15 protein-coding genes are annotated in these 17,260 nt (G+C 64.3%); 9 read left to right on the forward strand and 6 right to left on the reverse strand.

The window, feature by feature from the left end; translation table 11 throughout:
- Positions 1 to 13: 13 nt before the first annotated feature.
- From ligA to C443_RS06825, 4 genes are all read right to left on the reverse strand, one after another.
- Complete coding sequence (gene ligA, locus C443_RS06810) at positions 14 to 1,678, reverse strand: ATP-dependent DNA ligase LigA (RefSeq protein WP_005535006.1); 1,665 nt, start codon at positions 1,676 to 1,678, stop codon at positions 14 to 16.
- A gap of 38 nt (positions 1,679 to 1,716) precedes the next feature.
- Positions 1,717 to 4,164 carry a type II secretion system F family protein gene (locus C443_RS06815; RefSeq protein WP_005535007.1) on the reverse strand — a complete coding sequence of 816 codons (2,448 nt, stop codon included), beginning with the start codon at positions 4,162 to 4,164 and terminating at the stop codon, positions 1,717 to 1,719.
- A gap of 1 nt (position 4,165) precedes the next feature.
- Positions 4,166 to 5,788 carry a type II/IV secretion system ATPase subunit gene (locus tag C443_RS06820; RefSeq protein ID WP_005535008.1) on the reverse strand — a complete coding sequence of 541 codons (1,623 nt, stop codon included), beginning with the start codon at positions 5,786 to 5,788 and terminating at the stop codon, positions 4,166 to 4,168.
- Between the two features lie 133 nt (positions 5,789 to 5,921).
- Positions 5,922 to 6,422 carry a TIGR04206 family protein gene (locus tag C443_RS06825; protein WP_005535010.1) on the reverse strand — a complete coding sequence of 167 codons (501 nt, stop codon included), beginning with the start codon at positions 6,420 to 6,422 and terminating at the stop codon, positions 5,922 to 5,924.
- Positions 6,423 to 6,524: 102 nt separating this feature from the next.
- Between C443_RS06825 and C443_RS06830 the strand changes: the two genes are divergently transcribed.
- The gene (locus C443_RS06830; protein ID WP_005535012.1) at positions 6,525 to 6,950 is read left to right on the forward strand and encodes a DUF5793 family protein; all 426 of its coding nucleotides are present in this window, start codon (positions 6,525 to 6,527) and stop codon (positions 6,948 to 6,950) included.
- An 8-nt stretch (positions 6,951 to 6,958) separates the two neighbouring features.
- On the opposite strand, the gene C443_RS06835 is transcribed toward C443_RS06830, so the two are convergent.
- Positions 6,959 to 7,741 carry an NAD-dependent protein deacylase gene (locus C443_RS06835; RefSeq protein ID WP_005535014.1) on the reverse strand — a complete coding sequence of 261 codons (783 nt, stop codon included), beginning with the start codon at positions 7,739 to 7,741 and terminating at the stop codon, positions 6,959 to 6,961.
- Positions 7,742 to 7,962: 221 nt separating this feature from the next.
- On the opposite strand from C443_RS06835, the gene sucC reads away from it, so the two are divergent.
- From sucC to C443_RS06860, 5 genes are all read left to right on the forward strand, one after another.
- Positions 7,963 to 9,111: an ADP-forming succinate--CoA ligase subunit beta gene (gene sucC, locus C443_RS06840; protein WP_005535016.1), complete on the forward strand. Its 1,149-nt coding sequence runs from the start codon at positions 7,963 to 7,965 to the stop codon at positions 9,109 to 9,111.
- A complete protein-coding gene (gene sucD / locus C443_RS06845; protein WP_005535017.1) occupies positions 9,108 to 9,980 on the forward strand; it encodes a succinate--CoA ligase subunit alpha in 873 nt (290 codons plus the stop codon). Before sucC ends, sucD begins: the two co-directional genes overlap by 4 nt.
- 43 nt (positions 9,981 to 10,023) lie before the next feature.
- Complete coding sequence (locus C443_RS06850) at positions 10,024 to 11,016, forward strand: ATP-binding response regulator (RefSeq protein WP_005535019.1); 993 nt, start codon at positions 10,024 to 10,026, stop codon at positions 11,014 to 11,016.
- Between the two features lie 240 nt (positions 11,017 to 11,256).
- Entirely contained in the window at positions 11,257 to 11,493 is a 237-nt protein-coding gene (locus C443_RS06855) for a hypothetical protein (protein WP_004593153.1), read from the forward strand.
- A gap of 265 nt (positions 11,494 to 11,758) precedes the next feature.
- Positions 11,759 to 12,829 (forward strand): sensor histidine kinase, encoded by a 1,071-nt coding sequence (locus tag C443_RS06860; protein ID WP_005535022.1) that lies wholly within the window; start codon positions 11,759 to 11,761, stop codon positions 12,827 to 12,829.
- 20 nt (positions 12,830 to 12,849) lie between these two features.
- On the opposite strand, the gene C443_RS06865 is transcribed toward C443_RS06860, so the two are convergent.
- Positions 12,850 to 13,281: an SRPBCC family protein gene (locus C443_RS06865; protein ID WP_005535025.1), complete on the reverse strand. Its 432-nt coding sequence runs from the start codon at positions 13,279 to 13,281 to the stop codon at positions 12,850 to 12,852.
- A 60-nt stretch (positions 13,282 to 13,341) separates the two neighbouring features.
- Between C443_RS06865 and C443_RS06870 the strand changes: the two genes are divergently transcribed.
- Genes C443_RS06870 through C443_RS06880 form a run of 3 tightly spaced genes read left to right on the forward strand, consistent with a single transcriptional unit; the run spans position 13,342 to position 17,221 of the window.
- Positions 13,342 to 14,244: an ABC transporter ATP-binding protein gene (locus tag C443_RS06870; RefSeq protein ID WP_005535027.1), complete on the forward strand. Its 903-nt coding sequence runs from the start codon at positions 13,342 to 13,344 to the stop codon at positions 14,242 to 14,244.
- Positions 14,245 to 16,140, forward strand: a complete 1,896-nt coding sequence (locus tag C443_RS06875) for an ABC transporter permease (protein WP_005535029.1) — start codon at positions 14,245 to 14,247, stop codon at positions 16,138 to 16,140. It abuts the gene before it with no gap.
- Positions 16,133 to 17,221, forward strand: coding sequence for an ABC transporter permease (locus C443_RS06880; protein ID WP_005535031.1), 1,089 nt, complete (start codon positions 16,133 to 16,135; stop codon positions 17,219 to 17,221). Before C443_RS06875 ends, C443_RS06880 begins: the two co-directional genes overlap by 8 nt.
- Positions 17,222 to 17,260: the final 39 nt, after the last annotated feature.

Here is a 17,260-nt window from a genome sequence, read left to right on the forward strand (position 1 = left end):
GGTCCTAACGGCGCTACTGTGACTCGGCCAGCCGCTCGACACGCTCCAGCGAGTCGGCGTCGTCCGGGGTCCTGTCCTCACGGACGGAGAGGAACCGAGGGAACCGAAGCGCGTAGCCCGAGGCGTAGGACTGCGAAGCCTGTATCTCCTCGTACCCGACCTCGAAAACGACGGCCGGGTCGAGCACTACGTCGCGGCCGTCCTCGCTCCGGATGTGCGGTTCGAACCGCTCGGTTAGGTCGTCCAACTCTTCCTCGGTGATGCCCGTCGCGACGTTGCCGACGGTGGCGTAGCCGTCGTCAGTTCGGACAGAAAGCTCGAACGAGCCGAGCACGTTCGCCCGGCGGCCCTCGCCCCACTCCGCACCGGTGACGGCACAGTCGAGCGTCTCCACGTCGGGTTTGCGCTTGCGCCAGTGCTTGCCCCGCTTGCCGGGCGAGTACGCCGCTGTCGGGTCTTTCAGCATGATACCCTCCTGTCCAGCGGCGAGGGCCTCAGCTTCCAAGTCTTCAATCTCTTCGGAGTCGCCTGACAGCCACATCTGGGAGACAACATCGCTGTCAGCCGGGAACAGCGATTCGAGACGGTCGTGGCGCGTCTCCAGTGAGGCATCGAGCAGGTCCTCACCGGCGGCGTGCAGGCAGTCAAAAGCGTGCAGACGGACGGCCACGTCTTCACGGGCTGCGGCCACGTCGTGTTTCCGGCGGAAGCGCCGCAACACTTCCTGAAACGGGAGCGGGTCGCCGTCAGTGTCGACAGCGACCACCTCGCCGTCGAGGATTGCCGGTGCGTCCAGCGCCGACTCGACGGTGTCGACGACTTCCGGGAGCGGGTCGGTGACTTCCTCCATGTTCCGGGAGAACAGCCGCGCGTCCTCGCCGTCGAAGTGGACCTGGACGCGAGCGCCGTCGTACTTCCACTCGACCGCGGCGCGGTCCCAGTCTTCGAGCGCGCCGGCGACCGTGCCCGCCTGTGCCAGCATGGCCTGAACGGGGCGACCGATCTCGAGGGTGACGGTCGCCAGTCCGGACTCCCCCTCGTCGCGGGCCACTTCGGCAACCATGCCGTAGTCGTTCGACACCTGTACGGCCCGTTCGACGGCCTCGACCGGCACGTCGAAGGCAGCCGCGACGGCGTCCCGGACCGTCCCCTCGCCGACGCCGATGCGCATCTCAGAGAGAACGAGGCGGGCGAGGTAGCCGGCCTCGGTCGACGAGCACCGCGAGAACAGGCCAAAGAGGATGTCGACTTTCGTTCCCTGGCTCCCGCTGCCGTCGACAGCGGCTAGCTCCCGTAGCTCGGCGTCGAGTTCCGCGACGGTCAGCGCGTCGTTCCCTCCGCCACCAGCGCCGAAGGCGGCGAGGCCCTGCTGACCACCGAGGTCGTAGCTGGCCGCGACGGCCCCGATTTCGCCCATGTCGGCGAGGCGCTGCTCCACGTCGTCGGCGCTGACGTTCTGGCCCGCCGCCCGGGCAATCGCCTCGTAGCAGAGCCGCGGCCCGATGTCGAGGGTGCGGGATTCGTAGGCCGGAAACACTCGGCCCTGGACGAAGCGAGCGAGCGTCGAGAGGTCCGGCCCCGCGTCGGTGAACAGGTCGGTCACCGCCTCGGTTATCGCGGTGTCGGCACTCTCGGCTTCGATTGCTTCGGCGCGGTCGGCGAAGGCGGCGAACTCCATCAGCGCCTCCTACCCGATTGGGCACTGTAAATCCAGCGTCACTCGACTGTGTACTCGACGGTGACATTCTCGCCGGCCGTCGACGACGCATACGGCCGGTCCGGTGACCCTGAATTGCTACCGAAGGGATAGTCGAGTTGCTGGTTCCCGTTGGTGTCCTGATGGGCGACGAGCACGATCGACTGGCCGGTCGACGGCGGCCTGTCAAGCGTTATCTGTACATCGCTGTGGGACCCCGACGGAAGGTACTCGGAGGTCCCGAGCACTCTACCGTCTTCCTCGAACTCCCTGACAACGATGAACCCACCCTCTGACAGCGATGCCGATTCGACCGTTATCTGGTCGCCGGAGACGGCTGGACTGGCGACCGTCATCGACGCGACCGGCGAGGACAGCAGGATGAACGCGACGTAGGCGACGCCCAGCAAAATCGCGGCGTGTTTCGCGCCGTCCTTGAGCGTCCCTTCGCCGAGCTGACCGCCGATGAAGCCGGTCAGGACCGCCTGAATGAGGGCGGTGTGGAAGAACACGAGCGTGTACGCGGCTTTGTCGACGCGACCGAAGCGAGCGAACTGGTCGACGTTGACGCCGAGGCGGTTCGACTCCCCGGCCGGCGTCGGTACGCTGGAGGGGAGGCTCGGGACGAGCACCTCTTGGACGGCAACGATGATGACCAGAAACACCAGGAAGGCGACGTAGATGACGACGAGGTAGGTAAGCATCTGCTGGCGTCGTCGCCGCTTCAGCCGGAGGTCGGCCCGCGACTGGGTCGCCGCGATGCGGAACACCGGGCCGAGCTGGCCGGAGGCGTGCATCGCGTGGGTCAGCAGCGTGACGATGCGCGTTATCGCTGTGGTCTGGACCCTGCGGCCGAACCGGACGAGCGCGTCGTCGACGTTCGCGCCCATCCTGATGTCGGCCCAGATGCGGTGCATCTCCTGCGTGAGGACGCCGATGTCACTGCCCCGGACCCGTCGGAGGCTCTCCACGACGGTCATCCCGGCTTCGTTCAGGCTCGCCAGCCGTTCGAGCAGGTCCGGTGTCGCGTTCTCGATACGGGACAGCCGCTGGGTGTAAATGAACCGCACTAGCGCGAACGGCGCCAGAACCAGCAGAACCGACTGGATAACGAGGTCATCGAGGATGCGGACATTAACAGACGACGTCTGGAACGCCACGGGGGAACGGACGAGCAACAGCACCACCGCGACGGGTATGGCAAGGTAGAGAACGTACACCGGGTTCCAGACGAGCGACTGGATCGGGGAGCTAAGTAGCTCCCGGAGCGACTTGATGCGGTCGTAGAACCGGAGGCGGAGCCAGTTCGCCTCGTCGGCCGGGACGACGCCGCCGTCAGTCAGGCCGGGCCGGCCGGTCCCTATGCTGGGTTTCCCGAGCGTCGCCGTTTCGTACCGGTCCAGAATATCCGTCGTCCCGCCGCTCCCGATTCCCAGCGACTGAAGCTTGCTATCGAGATATACCATGAACCCGACGTTGGCCAGCGGGATGACGAGATACGCCATCATCTGTAATAGCCAGAGCGTGTCCGTCGTCGTTAGACCGAAGACGAGCAGAATCGTCATCAGGAAGAGCACGGCGGCGACGAACACGGTGACGTACGCCTCGGCGACGGTGGCCAGCCGTTCCAGCAGGTCCTCCTGACGCTCGGCGGCTTCCTCCTGATGGCGCTCGTACTGCTCGCGAAGGAACGGGGCCAGCGACTGGCCGCTCTGGAGGACGCTGGAGAGGTTCTCGGTGAAGGTCTTGAACTGTTCGCTGGGAGTCCGCCGGGAGACGTGTTCGAGCGCCGTGATCATGTCCCGGCCGAACAGGTCCATCTCTCTGACGGCGACGCCGACCTCTCTGGCCGTGTCGCCATAGATCTCTTGATTCCGGGCCAGCACACGCATCACGTCGGGGAAGGACATTCCACCGCGGGAGAGCGCGTACATGAAGGCGATGGTGCGGGCCATCCCCTCGTCGATGTTCCGGCTCCGCACGTCTGCCTGGTTTTTCAGCCGTTCCCAGCGGTAGAGGTACGTGAGTCCGGCCGTCGCCGCGCCGGAAAGCACCCCGCCACCGATGAGGATGTAGAGCGTCTGTGTCGGCGTCAACACAAGTTCGAACGTGCGCAGGCCGAAGGCGGCCACCATGGTAGAGGGAAGTCCCTGCGCAAGCTCCACCAGCGCCGGCAGAATCAACAGCAGGCCGCCGATAGCGTACGCCCCGGTGATAGCTCCGCCAACGGCACCAGCACAGGCGTACACCAACGTTCTGGCAGCGTAGCCGCGGTAGGTCTCATCAACGTATGCGGCTTCGAGCTGGCGTTCCCGCTCGGGCGACTGGCCCACGTACCGGCCGCAGAGCCGTCGGGACAGCCGCGTGACGTTGCGGTCGAAGCGCTCGTTGACGGTGCTATAGCTGATAAGTCCGAGAATCCCGACGACGACGGCGAGCGGTGCCAGACCGAGCGGGTTCAGCGCCATGTCAGGCTATCGCGTCGTCGTCGATGTTTGCCATGACCTGCTCTTTGTCCGCGTAGTACTTGTTGACCATCGCCGTGAACTTCCGGTAGTCGGTGATGCCCTCGGACTGGAGATAGCGGAGGAACCGCTGGCGGTTGCGGAGTTCGGTCAGCAGCTCCGACTGCGTCCAGCCGCGCTCCTCGCGGATTTCGTCCAGTAGCTCGCTGTTGTTCTCAGAGAAGCGGTCCTCGGTGGCCCGCCAGTTGTACGTCGTCGAGTAGTCCAGTTCGCCGGTCCGCTGGTCGATCCCCTCGATCTCGGCGAGCGTCTTCGCACGACGGACACGCTCGTCGCCCGAGCGGGCCAGCACCTGGACACAGAGGATATCGAGGCTCTGGACCATCGGCCGTGGGACGTTGATCGGCTCGTTCTCCAGCCGATTGATGACCGTCTGGACCGAGTCCGCGTGCATCGTCGAGAACGTCGTGTGGCCGGTGTTCATCGCCTGAAACAGCGTGATAGCTTCCTCGCCACGAACCTCGCCGACGATGATGTACTCGGGTCGGTGCCGGAGTGCGGACCGCAGCAGGTCGTACATCGTGATGTCTGAGTCACCCAGCCGCTCGCGGGTCACCGAGGAGAGCCAGTTGTCGTGGTACAGCGACAGTTCACGGGTGTCCTCGATTGAGAGCACCTTCGACCGGGGTGGAAGGAACATCGCCAGCGCGTTCATCGACGTGGTCTTGCCAGCCGCCGTCCCGCCGGCGAAGATGAGCGACTTGTTGGACTCGATGGCAAGCCAGAGGTAGGCGAGCATCTCGACGGAGAACGTGCCGTACTCCAGCAGTTCGATGGGTGTGAACGGCTCGTCGGCGTACTTCCGGATGGTGAACGCGGAGCCACGAGGGGTCACTTCCTCGCCCAGCGCCAGCTCGATACGGGAGCCATCCGGGAGCGTCGTGGAGACAACAGGGTCCGAAACGGAGACGTGCCGCCCCGAGCGCTGTGCCAGTTGGATAACAAAGTCGTTCAGTTCGTCGGCGTCGTAGGCGATGTTCGTCTCGATGTCCGTGTAGCCGTCGTGGTAGACGAAGATGGGAAGGTTCGCCCCGTCACAGGAGATATCCTCGATGTCCGGGTCGTGCATCAGGGGGTCGATGTGACCGTAGCCCTGGAAGGAGCGGTGCAGGTAGTAAAACAGCCGGTAGAACGTCTCGGGCTCGATGACGACGCCGTACTCCTCCAGCCTGGCTTCGAGCTCCTCGGCGAGGATGCGCTCCGGGTCGGTGTCCACATCGTCACGGTAGATGAGCGGGATGCGGATGTCCTCGAACAGGCGGTCGAGCAGTTCCCGCTCGATGTCGCTCAGCGACGGCTCGACGACGTGGTACAGGTGCTCGTCGCGGTCGGGATCGTGATTGATAGAGGCGAAGGCGAACGGGGCGTTCAGCCAGTAGCGGTCGACCTCGTTGTAGCCGTCCAGACCGTCGAATTCGACCAGTGTCCCGTGGCGACTGGGGTCGTAGTTCGCCGTCGGAACTGCTGACCCGCTCAACACCGTCGCGGTCCGCGAGAGCCACGACTGGATGTGGCCGAGCGGGTCCGAAACGAAGTCACCGGGTTCGGGAGAGTCTGGGTTCGACATCGGTGGTGCAGTGGGGAGCAGACGGTGCTCCGCGGAATATACCTCTGCTATCGTATCCACCTACTTAAATTCGCTCGCCAAATTATCAGGAGTATAATCGCCAGCGGTCGGACGAACAGGACCGGACTGGCTGTTACGCCCGGTCGACGGTCAGCAGCAAATAGGCGAACACGAGGGCGACGAGCGCCCCGATGGGGACGGTGATACCGGGGAACGACGTGATGAATAGCCCGCTGGCCGCGAGCGTGAGGACGCCCACAAGTCCGAGCAGCCCGCCGAACAGTCGGACAGGGTCGACGGGCAGGCTCGCTTCGACGCGGTCCTCAGCGGCGTAGTAATAGAGGCTGAGGCCGAGCGGCAACAGGAAAACGGCCAGGGCCGCGACCCCGAGTGTCCCGGCGAGCGCAAGCGGCTCCGACTCCTGGAACGCGGCGACCTGCCACGCCCAGAGAAACGGCCGCTCTCCGGGGAGCGTCGCTCCGAAGATGAACTGGAACCGGAACGGGAGAAAGCGAAGCCCGACGACAGTGACCCCCTCGATCTCGAACAGCGACACCGACCACGGGGCCAGTCCCACGAGCCACGTCGCAAGCACCGCGAACTCGCCCGCGTACTCTGATTTTACCCAGGCCATACTACTGTCAGAGGGTAGGCCGGTCCGGTAAAAGCTACCGATACCAACAGTCGGTGCGCCGTTACGTTCATTTGGCCGGGCCACGTACCAGTAAACACCGGAATGAGGCGTGATTACTTTACCGTCGACATCCAGGCTTCGGCCACCGACAACGACGACCCGACGATCGCGATCGTGTACGACGGGCCGACAGGAGAGCTCCGCGAGCGCCTCACCAAAGTAGACAGCGGCACACTCGATGGCGAGGAGATCGACGTGACCTTCCGCCGCCAGCCAGAGAGCGACGGCGTGCTCTCGCTGACGAACCGACTCACCGGCGAGTACGTCTTCGAGGCGACAGCACCGACGGCGGACATCGACGCGCTCGTTTCCGCGGCGGACGCCCAAGAAGACCCACAGTTTACAGTCCGCCTCACCGACGGCGAAGGCGAGTCACGGACCTACGAGCTACGGACGCTGCTCGTCTACGACCACGACGGGAGCCTCCTGCGCGGGCAGAGCCTGATTCCCGGCGGCGTCGAGCTGTAGCCGGCCCGCTACAGCCGCTCGACAATCGCCGGGAGCACCTGCGTGACATCGGCGCGAAGCACGTGCTCCGCATTCGCGTCCCGCGGCGTCTCCTCGTAGTTTACCACGACCAGCGTACTGTCTCCCTCAGCCGCTATCTTCGGCAGGAGCGACGCCGGCTGGACCGACAGCGACGACCCAACCGCCAGAAACACGTCACTGTCCCGTGCGAGACGCTGGGCCTCGTTCATCGCCACGTCGGGCATGGCTTCGCCGAACAGCACCACATCGGGCCGGTAGACGCCGCCGCAGTCACAGCGTGGCGGCAAGTCGCTGCTTTCGGCGGCCTGTTCGAATACCGCTTCCGCGTCCCGTCGGTGGCCACAGTCGTCACAGACCACACGCCGATGGGTTCCGTGCAGTTCGACGACCCGGTCCGTTCCGGCGGCGTCGTGCAGCCCGTCGATGTTCTGCGTGAGCACGGCGTCGAGGTGGCCGTCCGCTTCAAGCGCCGCCAGCGCCTCGTGGGCGGCGTTGGGTTCGGGGTCTAAATCGCCGTAGATAGCCTCTCGCAACGAGAGTCGGTCCTCCCAGAAGCCCGCCGGATCGGCGTCGAGCCGACGGCGGTGGAAGTCGGCCGGGTCGTGGCGCTCCCAGATACCGTCGTCGCCGCGGAAGGAGGGGATGCCCGACGCCGTCGAGACGCCCGCGCCGGTGAGCGCGACGCCGGTTTCAGCGGTACGAAGCGCTTCGGCCACAGCACCGAGCGTCTCGTCGGCGACACCCTCAGCTCCGTGTCTGTCGTCGGCCATACGCTCACTTCGGGGTACGACGCTGTGGGTTTATCGGATTGTACCTGATTGCGGGGGCGACTGTGGACGTGCCCTCGTGTCCCGAGTCTCCGTACTGTATCATAGCACTGCGTGCGCATATCTCGCTCTCGACACCCACAGTAAACTGGGACCATCCTCGCTTGGTCGCAGGAAGAGAAACGGACGGATTTAAATCGCCACCGCTCGCCTTTCTGCATGACATGCGCTTGCACGAATACCAGGCGAAGCAAGTCTTCGCTGACGCGGGCATCCCGACGCCTGCCTCGCAGCTGGCCGAGACAGTAGATGAGGCCGTCGACGCGGCCGAGGAGATCGGATATCCGGTCGCCATCAAGGCACAGGTCCACGTAGGCGGCCGCGGCAAGGCCGGCGGCATCAAGCTCGTCGAGTCCAAGGAGGAGGCTCGCGAGGCCGCCGAGGACATCATCGGGATGGACCTCAAGGGCTACCACGTCTCGAAAGTGCTCGTCGAGGAAGCCGTCGACTTCGTCAACGAGCTGTACGTCGGCGTGACGATGGACCGCGGCGAGGGCCGCCCCGTCGCGATGGTCTCGACGAAAGGTGGCGTCAACATCGAGGAGGTCGCCGAGGAGGACCCCGACGCCATCGCCCGCGAGCACATCGACCCGGCCTTCGGAATGCACCCCTTCCAGGCCCGGAAGGTCGTCTACGAGGCCGGCGTCGACCGCGAGGTCGCAAACGACGTGGCGAGCGTTCTCACGACGCTGTACCAGCTCTGGGACGACCGCGACGGCGCTGACACGGAGATCAACCCGCTGATGATCACCAGCGACGACGAGGTCATCGCGGCCGACGCCGTCATGAACATCGACGGCGACGCCCTGTTCCGCCAGCCCGAAATCGCCGAGATGGGCGAAGAAGCAGCGGAAGGCGACGAACTCGAACAGAAGGCCGACGAGTACGGCTTCGACTACGTCCGACTCGACGGCAACGTCGGTATCATCGGCAACGGTGCGGGCCTCGTGATGACGACGCTGGACCTCGTCGACTACTACGGCGGCGAGCCCGCTAACTTCCTCGACGTCGGTGGCGGCGCGAAGGCGGACCGGATCGCAAACGCGCTCGATATGGTGTTCTCCGACGACAACGTCGATTCGGTCGTGTTCAACATCTTCGGCGGCATCACCCGCGGCGACGAGGTCGCCAACGGCATCAATCAGGCGCTCGAGCAGTTCGACGAGATTCCGAAGCCAGTCACCGTCCGACTCGCAGGGACCAACGCCGAGGAGGGAATGGAGATTCTGAACGAGGATCTGGTGACGGTCGAGCATACGCTGGAGGACGCCGTCCAGCGTGCGGTCGAGTACGCAAAGGAGGTGGAAGCATGAGTGTTCTAGTCGACGAAGACACACGCGTCGTTGTACAGGGAATCACCGGCGGTGAAGGGAAGTTCCACACCGAGCAGATGCTGGAGTACGGCACGAACGTCGTCGCCGGGGCAGTGCCCGGCCGCGGTGGTCAGGAGGTCGCTGGCGTGCCGGTGTTCGACACGGTGCAGGGCGCGGCCCGCGAGGCTGACGCGAACGCCGCCGTCGTGTTCGTGCCGCCGGCCTTCGCTGGTGATGCCTGCTTCGAGGCGCTCGATGCGAAGGGTATCGACCTCGTCGTCGCCATCACCGAGGGCATCCCGACGCAGGATATGGCTCGAGTCTACCGCAAACTGCAGGAGACCGACACGCACCTTGTCGGTCCGAACTGCCCCGGCGTCATCACGCCCGGCGTCGCCAAGCTCGGCATCCTCCCGGGGAACATCTTCTCCGAGGGGAACGTCGGCCTCGTCTCCCGCTCGGGGACGCTGACCTACCAGGTCGTCGACAACCTCACCAACCGCGGTATCGGCCAGTCGACGGCCATCGGTATCGGCGGCGACCCGATCATCGGGACGGACTTCATCGGCGCGCTCGAACAGTTCGAGGCCGACCCCGACACCCACGCCGTCGTCATGTGCGGCGAGATCGGCGGCGAGGACGAGGAAGAAGCCGCCCGCTACATCGGCGAGCACATGGACACGCCGGTCGCCGGCTTCATCGCCGGTCGGACCGCACCGCCCGGAAAGCGCATGGGCCACGCCGGCGCTATCGTCTCCGGCTCCGGTACCGGGACCGCGCAGTCGAAGATTACCGCGCTTGAGGACAACGGTGTCCCGGTCGGTGACACGCCGGAGGAAGTCGCCGACCACGTCGAAGACCTGCTGTAGGGCACCGTCGGTTTCTTATCACCTGTTTTCGTAATATCAGGGGATGACGCCTGCTCGTGGGACTGTCTATCTCGTGGCCGGTAGCGGAGTGACTGAGCTCGCTGAGGCACTTTCCGAAGCACTGACCACGGACGGGGTAACAGCCGAGGCAATCCCAGATACGAGCGACGTACAGGACCGGCTGAGTGACGGGGATATCAGGGGTGTCGTCATCAGTGATGACGGTGATTACGACGGGGTTGCGGTATTCGAGGAGCTACGGGCGGCGGCCACCGATATTCCGATTGTACTCGTCGGGATCGACCCCGATCCGGACCGGGTCACCGAAGCGCTCCGGGCCGGCGTCACTGAGTATGTGACCGGGGAAACGCCGGCATCGCTGCTGGCCGCGAAGCTCGAAGCGTACGCGACCCGGTGGCCGACTGACTGGTGGGTCGGTGCCAGCCAGTGGGACGAGATCTCAAGCGGCATCTCTCACGACGCGAAGAACCCGCTCAACGTCGTCATGGGTCGGTTAGAGCTACTCGACATCGGTGAGCCCCACGAAGATGCATTGCTTCGGTCCGTCAACCGGGTCGAGTCGCTGCTTACCGACCTGTCTCGCATCGGAAGCATCGGACGCCCCGTTTCGGAGACCGAGTCGCTCTCGCTGGCGGATGTCGCCACTGAGGTCTGGGCCACCGCGAGCTACGAAAACGCGGCGCTTGAGGTGGTGACAGACACAGCTGTCGACGCCGAAAACGACCGACTGCAGTTGCTCCTTCGCGAGCTGTTCGACAACGCCGTCGCTCACACTGAGGGACCGGTGACTGTCACTGTCGGTGCCACCGAGTCGGGGTTCTACGTGGCCGACGACGGCCCGGGTATTCCCGAATCGGACCGCGACAGCGTGTTCGAACAGGGATTCGGGACAACACGGGAAGGCGAGGGGTACGGGCTGTTCCTCGTCGACACCGCAGCGCGGGCACACGGGTGGACGGTGTCGATTGGGGACAGCGAATCCGGCGGCACGCGGATCGACGTGACGACAGCATAGCGGTTTTCACCCATAATCGCTGTCGGTCTCTGGAAGACGGCGGCCGCTCTGGTCCTGAACTGGCTGTTGCCGTGATGTGTACGTAGCTAGTCGGCCCCTCAACCATTACTGTCCAAGATATGAGATGTATGTGGTGCCGAAAACCGACGGACGGCGGCCGACCCGAACCTTCCGTCAACGGAAAGAAGCGGCCGTGAACGTTCCGGTATCGCTATAAGGGATGAATCTGTAGTTTCGAATATGCCTCATATTTGTCGGAACTGCAAGCGGACCTTCGGCACAGAACTCGAACTCGAACTCCATCGCGACACATGTTCGGACGGGCAGCTCTACTGCGACGAATGTGGTGACCGGTTTACCGAGCGAGCGGCCACGGAGGACGGCTGGCACTATCGATGTCCGAATGACGACTGTGACGGCACCGGGATCGACGACGACATCCACAAAGTATCGGACGCACGCGTAACCAAACAGTAGCTGGCAGGAAGAACAGACCGAGCTAGCAGTGCGGTGGACGACAGCGCCGGGAAACACGCCGCACACCTGTTCCGGTGGCCAGCAGATGTAAATGCACGTCTAACAAATCGATGCGGAAGTGACAGACCCAGATCGCCGCTCAGATCGCCTGCCAGCCCTTATTCAGGGAGTCGGGTGGCTGCTCCTCCTCGGAGGCGTCGGTAACTATTTTTATTTCTCTGATTCCGGACTACCAGTTCTTTTCACTGCTGATTTCGTGGTCAGTATGCTGGCAATCGTCCCGTTTGCAGTGGCGATCATCGTCGGTGGGTTCTGGCTCAGTAACTCGGAGATCGATCCGGACCACTATCGGCGTATCGGGGTCTGGTTCGCTGGCGGACTCATCTCTTTTCTACTGTTGAATGTGGTGATGATTTTCACCTGGCCGACGGGGTCGCTGAGTGAAGACATCGGCTGGGCGCTGTTCGCGGCTATCGTCGGCGGCTTTGGTGGCCTCATGATGGGTATCTTCGAAGCGCGTGCGATATTCCGAGCCGTCGAGGCCGAGCGACAGCGACTCCGCCGGGAGGCCATCGAGCAGCGAAACGAACGCCTCGACGAGTTCGCGGCCGTCGTGGCACACGACCTCCGGAATCCGCTCAACGTCGCGTCAGGTCAGCTCGAACTCGAACGAATGGACCGCGACTCGGAACACCTGGAGACGGCTGCGACAGCGATGGATCGGATGGAAACGCTCGTCGACCGGACGCTGACGCTGGCTCGAAGCGGACACGTGATCAGTGATACGGAGGCCGTTGCTCTCGGGGAACTGGTCGATAGCTGTTGGGAGGCTGTGCCGACGGCGAATGCGACGCTACAAAACGAAATGACAGCTGTCATCGACGCCGACCCGGATCGGCTCCGCCACCTGTTTGAGAACCTGTTTCGGAACGCCGTGGAGCATGGCGCCACGGGCAGTCGGACACAGTCCGGCGACAGTGCAGAACACGGTTCAACAAGCAGCCGACCGGCGGCTGATGACGACCTCGAACACGGCAGTGCTGACCTGACGATTCGTGTCGGCGAGATGGCTGGGGGGTTTTACGTCGCGGACGATGGCTCCGGAATCCCGGCTGAGATGCGTGATGCGGTGCTCGACGACGGCTACACCACAACTGACGGCGAAGGCGGGCTGGGGCTGGCGATCGTCCAGCGCATCGTCGAAGCCCACGGCTGGGAAATCGACGTGACCGAGAGCGATCGGGGCGGGACACGCTTCGAGATTACGGACATCACGAGGATGGACAGCCCCGAGGAAGACACCGACACACGCTCGAAGACGCCAATACAGTCCTGACGGGTCGGTGCGATCGCTGACTACGCGTCGCGCTGCTGTGCCAGCGCGGTGATTCGCCGGCACGCTCGGGCACACACCGGAGCGTAGCCAGTCGCCAGCGGGGGGATTTCGAACCCGACGACGGAGCCGTCGGCCCGTTCTTCGACGAAGTGACCTGTCGCGGGGAGCCGTGCGACGTTCCACGTCCAGCGGTACGGTGCACACGCAGTCACCTCGAACGGGAGCCACACCGCGCCGGCAACGCGAACGCGGCCGGCCGTCCCGTCATCGATGTACCGATCTGTCGTCTCGACGGCTGTGACCGACGGCCCCCAGTCCGACCAGCAACCGGTGTCGGTCAGGACATCCCACACGGTGTCGACCGACGCGTCGGCGTCGTGCCGGACGAGAAGGCGTCGTCCGTCCGGTGTTTTCTCAAGCGAAACACTGTTGATGCCAAGTTCGAGAGCCATTATCAGAAGCAATAGGCCGGAGCCAAGGTATAGGTTAGTTCACCCACAACCAATCGGCAGATGATTGACGCCCGGGATATTCGGAAGGAGTACGGCGGTTTCGTCGCTGTACAGGGCAGTTCGTTTTCGGTCGACCGCGGCGAGGTGTTCGGTATCATCGGGCCGAACGGGGCCGGCAAGACGACGACGCTGAAGATGCTCGCGGGCCTGCTGGAGCCGACGAGCGGCTCCGCCGAGATAGCGGGGCTCGACACCGAGACCGCGGAGATGCGCCAGCAACTGGGTTTTCTGCCCGAGGAATCGCCGCTGTACGAGGAGATGACACCGATCTCCTATCTGAAATTCTTCGCCGATCTCTACGACGTGGACCCGGACGTGGCCGAGGAGCGGATGCACGACACGCTGGACGAACTGGAACTCGAACACCGCGACCGGAAGCTCGGCGACATGTCCAAGGGGATGAAACGGAAGGTCGCCATCGCCCGCTCGCTCATCAACGACCCTGACGTGCTCATCTACGACGAACCGGCGTCGGGGCTGGACCCGCTGACGACGAACTACGTCATCGAGTTCACCGAACAATTGGCGAAAGAGGGGAAAACCATCGTCTTCTCGGCCCATAATCTCTTTCACGTCGAATCTATCTGTGACCGGGTCGTCATAATGAACGAAGGAGAGATCGTCGCCCGCGGCGATCTCGAAGAACTCCAGGCCGAGTACGGCCACACGCGGTATCACGTCTACACGACCGTCGACGTCCCCGAAGCGGTGCAAGAGAACGGGTCCTACAAGCGCGTCGTCGAGAGCATGGACGCCGTCGAGGAGACGCGTGAGCGGGCCGAGGCCAATGGTGGTGACGTGGTTGACATACGAACAGAGGAATCCAGCCTTGAGGAGGTGTTCCTCAACGTCGCCGAGGCCGGCACGCGCGGCACGCGGTACGTCGAGGAGGACGCGGAGTAGATGCAACTGGATAAGCTCCTGCGCGTCGCGAAGTGGGAGGTAACAAAAAACGCCGGTGGCGTCGACAAGCGGACCATCGTCGTGATGGCGCTATCCCTCGTTGCGATGGGGGCGGTCGCAGCAATAGCTGTCAGTGGTGGCACCGGTGCGGGGATGGACGACGGCATCTACCGGATCGGCGTTGACGACGACAGTCCGTACTACGGCGTCGCAGCCGATGACTCGACGTTCGATATCCGTGAGCCAGACCCTGCTGCCGTCGAGCGACACCAACAGGAACTCCTGTACCGGGGGACCCAGCTACAGAGCGTTCCGCGAACGGCCAAAGAGCGAGCCGCGCTCACCGAACTCCGCGACAGCACGGCGCAGTACAACGATCGAACACTCGCTCGGGACGACAACCAGACCGCCGCGTTCCCCGTTTCTGTGACGCTTGTCTACGAGCAACAGTCGGGGAGCAGCCAGCTCGACCCCCGAAGCGGCGACGGCAGTGACGGGTCGGGTTCCTCTGCCGGGGGCTCCGACGCTTCGGACGGGAGTGGATCGAGTACCGGTGGCAGTGGTGACGGTTCAGATACGGGTGGTACTGGTGGGTCAGCCGCGAGCGGCGGCGGTGACGGCGGAACCGCCGGTGGCAGTGGTGCAAACCTCGGCGCTATCGGCGCACGGTTGACCGGCGACGTGCAGGGTGGCACCCCCTCCGATATCTCGCCGCCGTTCCCCTTCGAGTCGCTCGTGCTCGCCTTCCTCTACATCGTGCCGATGAACTTCGTCATCCAGGCCTACGGTTCGTCGATGCTCTCGGAACGATTGAACCGCCGGGGTGAACTCCTACTGGTGACGCCGGCCTCGCGGGGCGATATCATCGGCGGCAAGACGCTCCCGTACCTTGCGGGCGCTGTCGGCGTGGCGGCGCTCATCACCGCGGCGCTACGGTTCGGAAATATCGCGCCGGCAGGGAGTTACGTCGCGGTGCTGGCGGTGGTCCCGCTCGTCGTTCTCTTCCTCTCTGCGACGTTCTGCGGGGCGATGTTCGCCCGCTCGTTCAAGGAACTCACCTTCGTGACGGTGACGATCACGGTGACGCTGACCTCCTACGCGTTCGTCCCGGCTATCTTTACAGACGTGACTCCCATCGCGCTCATCTCACCGCTGACGCTGGTCGTGTTGGACCTGACTGGCCAGTCTGTGGGGCTCTCGTCGTTCGTTTTCTCGACGGTCCCACCGCTGCTGACTGGACTGGTGCTGTTCGGTCTGGGAGCCGGTCTCTACCGGGAAGAGGACATGTTCACCCAGCGACCGATTCCGCTGAAAGTGCTCGATGCGCTGGCCGGTGGTATCAACTCCCGCCGGAGCGCGCTGAAGATGAGTATCGTCCTGTTACCGCTGGTCATCGTCGCCGAGCTGGGGGCCATCGCGTTCCTGTTCGTCCTCGACTCGGTGTCGCTGAACGTCTTCGGGACGAACCAGTCGCTCGGCATCGTGCTGGTGCTTGGCGTCATCGTCGTCATCGAGGAACTGGCAAAGAGTCTGCACGTCTACGCCGGCTACGAGCACGCCCGCTACGAGCGGACGCTCCGGTCGGCGCTCGGCGTCGGTGCGCTCTCCGGGCTCGGCTTCTTCATCGGCGAGAAAGGACTGCTTATCGCCAGGCTGTCCGACCTAGAGAGTCTGCCTATCGGTGAGGCGGCCTTGCAGGGCGCAACGTTGCCCGCTGGCCTGCCGCTGTGGGTTGCGGGGCTGCTGTTCCTGCTGCCGCTGGCGTTGCACACGGTGACAGCAGCCATCTCATCGGTCGGCGCGAGCCGCGGGCGACGGGCCTACGTCGCTGCGCTAAGTGCGGCTATCGTGATTCACTTCGCCTACAATTTCGCGGTGGTGAGCACCCTTGTCTGATGATCGCCCACTCTGGCGCGACCCGCGAGTCGTCGTCGCCCGGCGAGACGTGCGGTCGCTGTCCCGCGAGAAGACCATCGTGCTGGCGTTGCTCATTCAGTTGTTCGTCGCGGGGTTCTCCTCGTTCCTCGTTGTCGGTCTCACCTCGTTGTACGACCCCAGCTCGGTCGCAGCCGGCGAGGTAGAGATGGCCGTCACCGGCGACGCCCGCGAGGAACTGGAGGCCGCGGCCGCTGAACAGGACGGGACCAGTGTCACGGCCTTCGAGAGCGAGGCTGCCGCACAGCGGGCGTTCGACCAGCGTCAGGTAGATGCAATACTGCGCGGCGAGTATGTTCCGTCGACACGCGGCCCGGGGGAGCAAATACAGGTCACTGCCGTCGTCCCCGAGGGAAGCATCCGGTCGACGCTAATCGTTGTCGAAGTGCGCCGGGTCCTCAGCGCGCTGGAACGTCAGGAGCGACTGGAGCGGACACCGTACCTCGACCAGCCGCCCGTGCCGCTCCCGGACACCGTCAGCGCGAGCCAGTACTTCGGGTTCACCTACACCATTCTGATTCCGCTGTTGCTGTTCCTCCCGCCGTTCATTAGCGGCTCGGTGGCCGTCGATACCGTCACCGAGGAGATCGAGCGGGGTACGATGGAACTGCTCCGCGTGGCCCCGGTATCGCTGCTTGATATCATTGACGGGAAAGCCCTCGGAATGGTGTTGCTTGCCCCTGCACAGGCGATGCTGTGGCTCGCGCTGCTGTCGACGAACGGCATCGCGGTTTCGAACCCCGCGGCGATTCTGCTGTTCATCACCGCAGTCACCGTCGTCGTCGTGACGCTCGGCGTCGTGCTGGGTATCACGCTCCAGAACCGTCGCCCCGCGCAGTTGCTCTTCTCCGTGCTCACACTCGTGCTGTTCGGCGGTGCCGTTCTCCTCCCGGAGCACCCGGCAACCACGGTGGCGAAGCTTGCGGTCGATAGTCCGACGCTGCTGACCTACGGCCACGTCGGCGGCGCGGTCCTGCTGGCGGTCGCCGGCTACGCTGTGGCCAGACTGTACATCGGGCGGGTCGCAGCGGAGTCACTGTAACCGACGCCGAACCTTTTTCGCTGCCCAGAACGCGAACCA

It is taken from the genome of Haloarcula argentinensis DSM 12282, from assembly GCA_000336895.1.
Classification (GTDB): domain Archaea; phylum Halobacteriota; class Halobacteria; order Halobacteriales; family Haloarculaceae; genus Haloarcula; species Haloarcula argentinensis.

Coding starts and splice junctions, on each gene's coding strand:
- C443_RS06830 (WP_005535012.1), top strand. CDS start 6,525: ATGAGGCGTGATTACTTTACCGTCGACATCCAGGCTTCGGCCACCGAC.
- C443_RS06860 (WP_005535022.1), top strand. CDS start 11,759: ATGCTGGCAATCGTCCCGTTTGCAGTGGCGATCATCGTCGGTGGGTTC.
- ligA (WP_005535006.1), bottom strand. CDS start 1,678: ATGGAGTTCGCCGCCTTCGCCGACCGCGCCGAAGCAATCGAAGCCGAG.
- C443_RS06820 (WP_005535008.1), bottom strand. CDS start 5,788: ATGTCGAACCCAGACTCTCCCGAACCCGGTGACTTCGTTTCGGACCCG.
- C443_RS06865 (WP_005535025.1), bottom strand. CDS start 13,281: ATGGCTCTCGAACTTGGCATCAACAGTGTTTCGCTTGAGAAAACACCG.
- sucC (WP_005535016.1), top strand. CDS start 7,963: ATGCGCTTGCACGAATACCAGGCGAAGCAAGTCTTCGCTGACGCGGGC.
- C443_RS06825 (WP_005535010.1), bottom strand. CDS start 6,422: ATGGCCTGGGTAAAATCAGAGTACGCGGGCGAGTTCGCGGTGCTTGCG.
- C443_RS06875 (WP_005535029.1), top strand. CDS start 14,245: ATGCAACTGGATAAGCTCCTGCGCGTCGCGAAGTGGGAGGTAACAAAA.
- C443_RS06855 (WP_004593153.1), top strand. CDS start 11,257: ATGCCTCATATTTGTCGGAACTGCAAGCGGACCTTCGGCACAGAACTC.
- C443_RS06850 (WP_005535019.1), top strand. CDS start 10,024: ATGACGCCTGCTCGTGGGACTGTCTATCTCGTGGCCGGTAGCGGAGTG.
- C443_RS06835 (WP_005535014.1), bottom strand. CDS start 7,741: ATGGCCGACGACAGACACGGAGCTGAGGGTGTCGCCGACGAGACGCTC.
- C443_RS06815 (WP_005535007.1), bottom strand. CDS start 4,164: ATGGCGCTGAACCCGCTCGGTCTGGCACCGCTCGCCGTCGTCGTCGGG.
- C443_RS06870 (WP_005535027.1), top strand. CDS start 13,342: ATGATTGACGCCCGGGATATTCGGAAGGAGTACGGCGGTTTCGTCGCT.
- sucD (WP_005535017.1), top strand. CDS start 9,108: ATGAGTGTTCTAGTCGACGAAGACACACGCGTCGTTGTACAGGGAATC.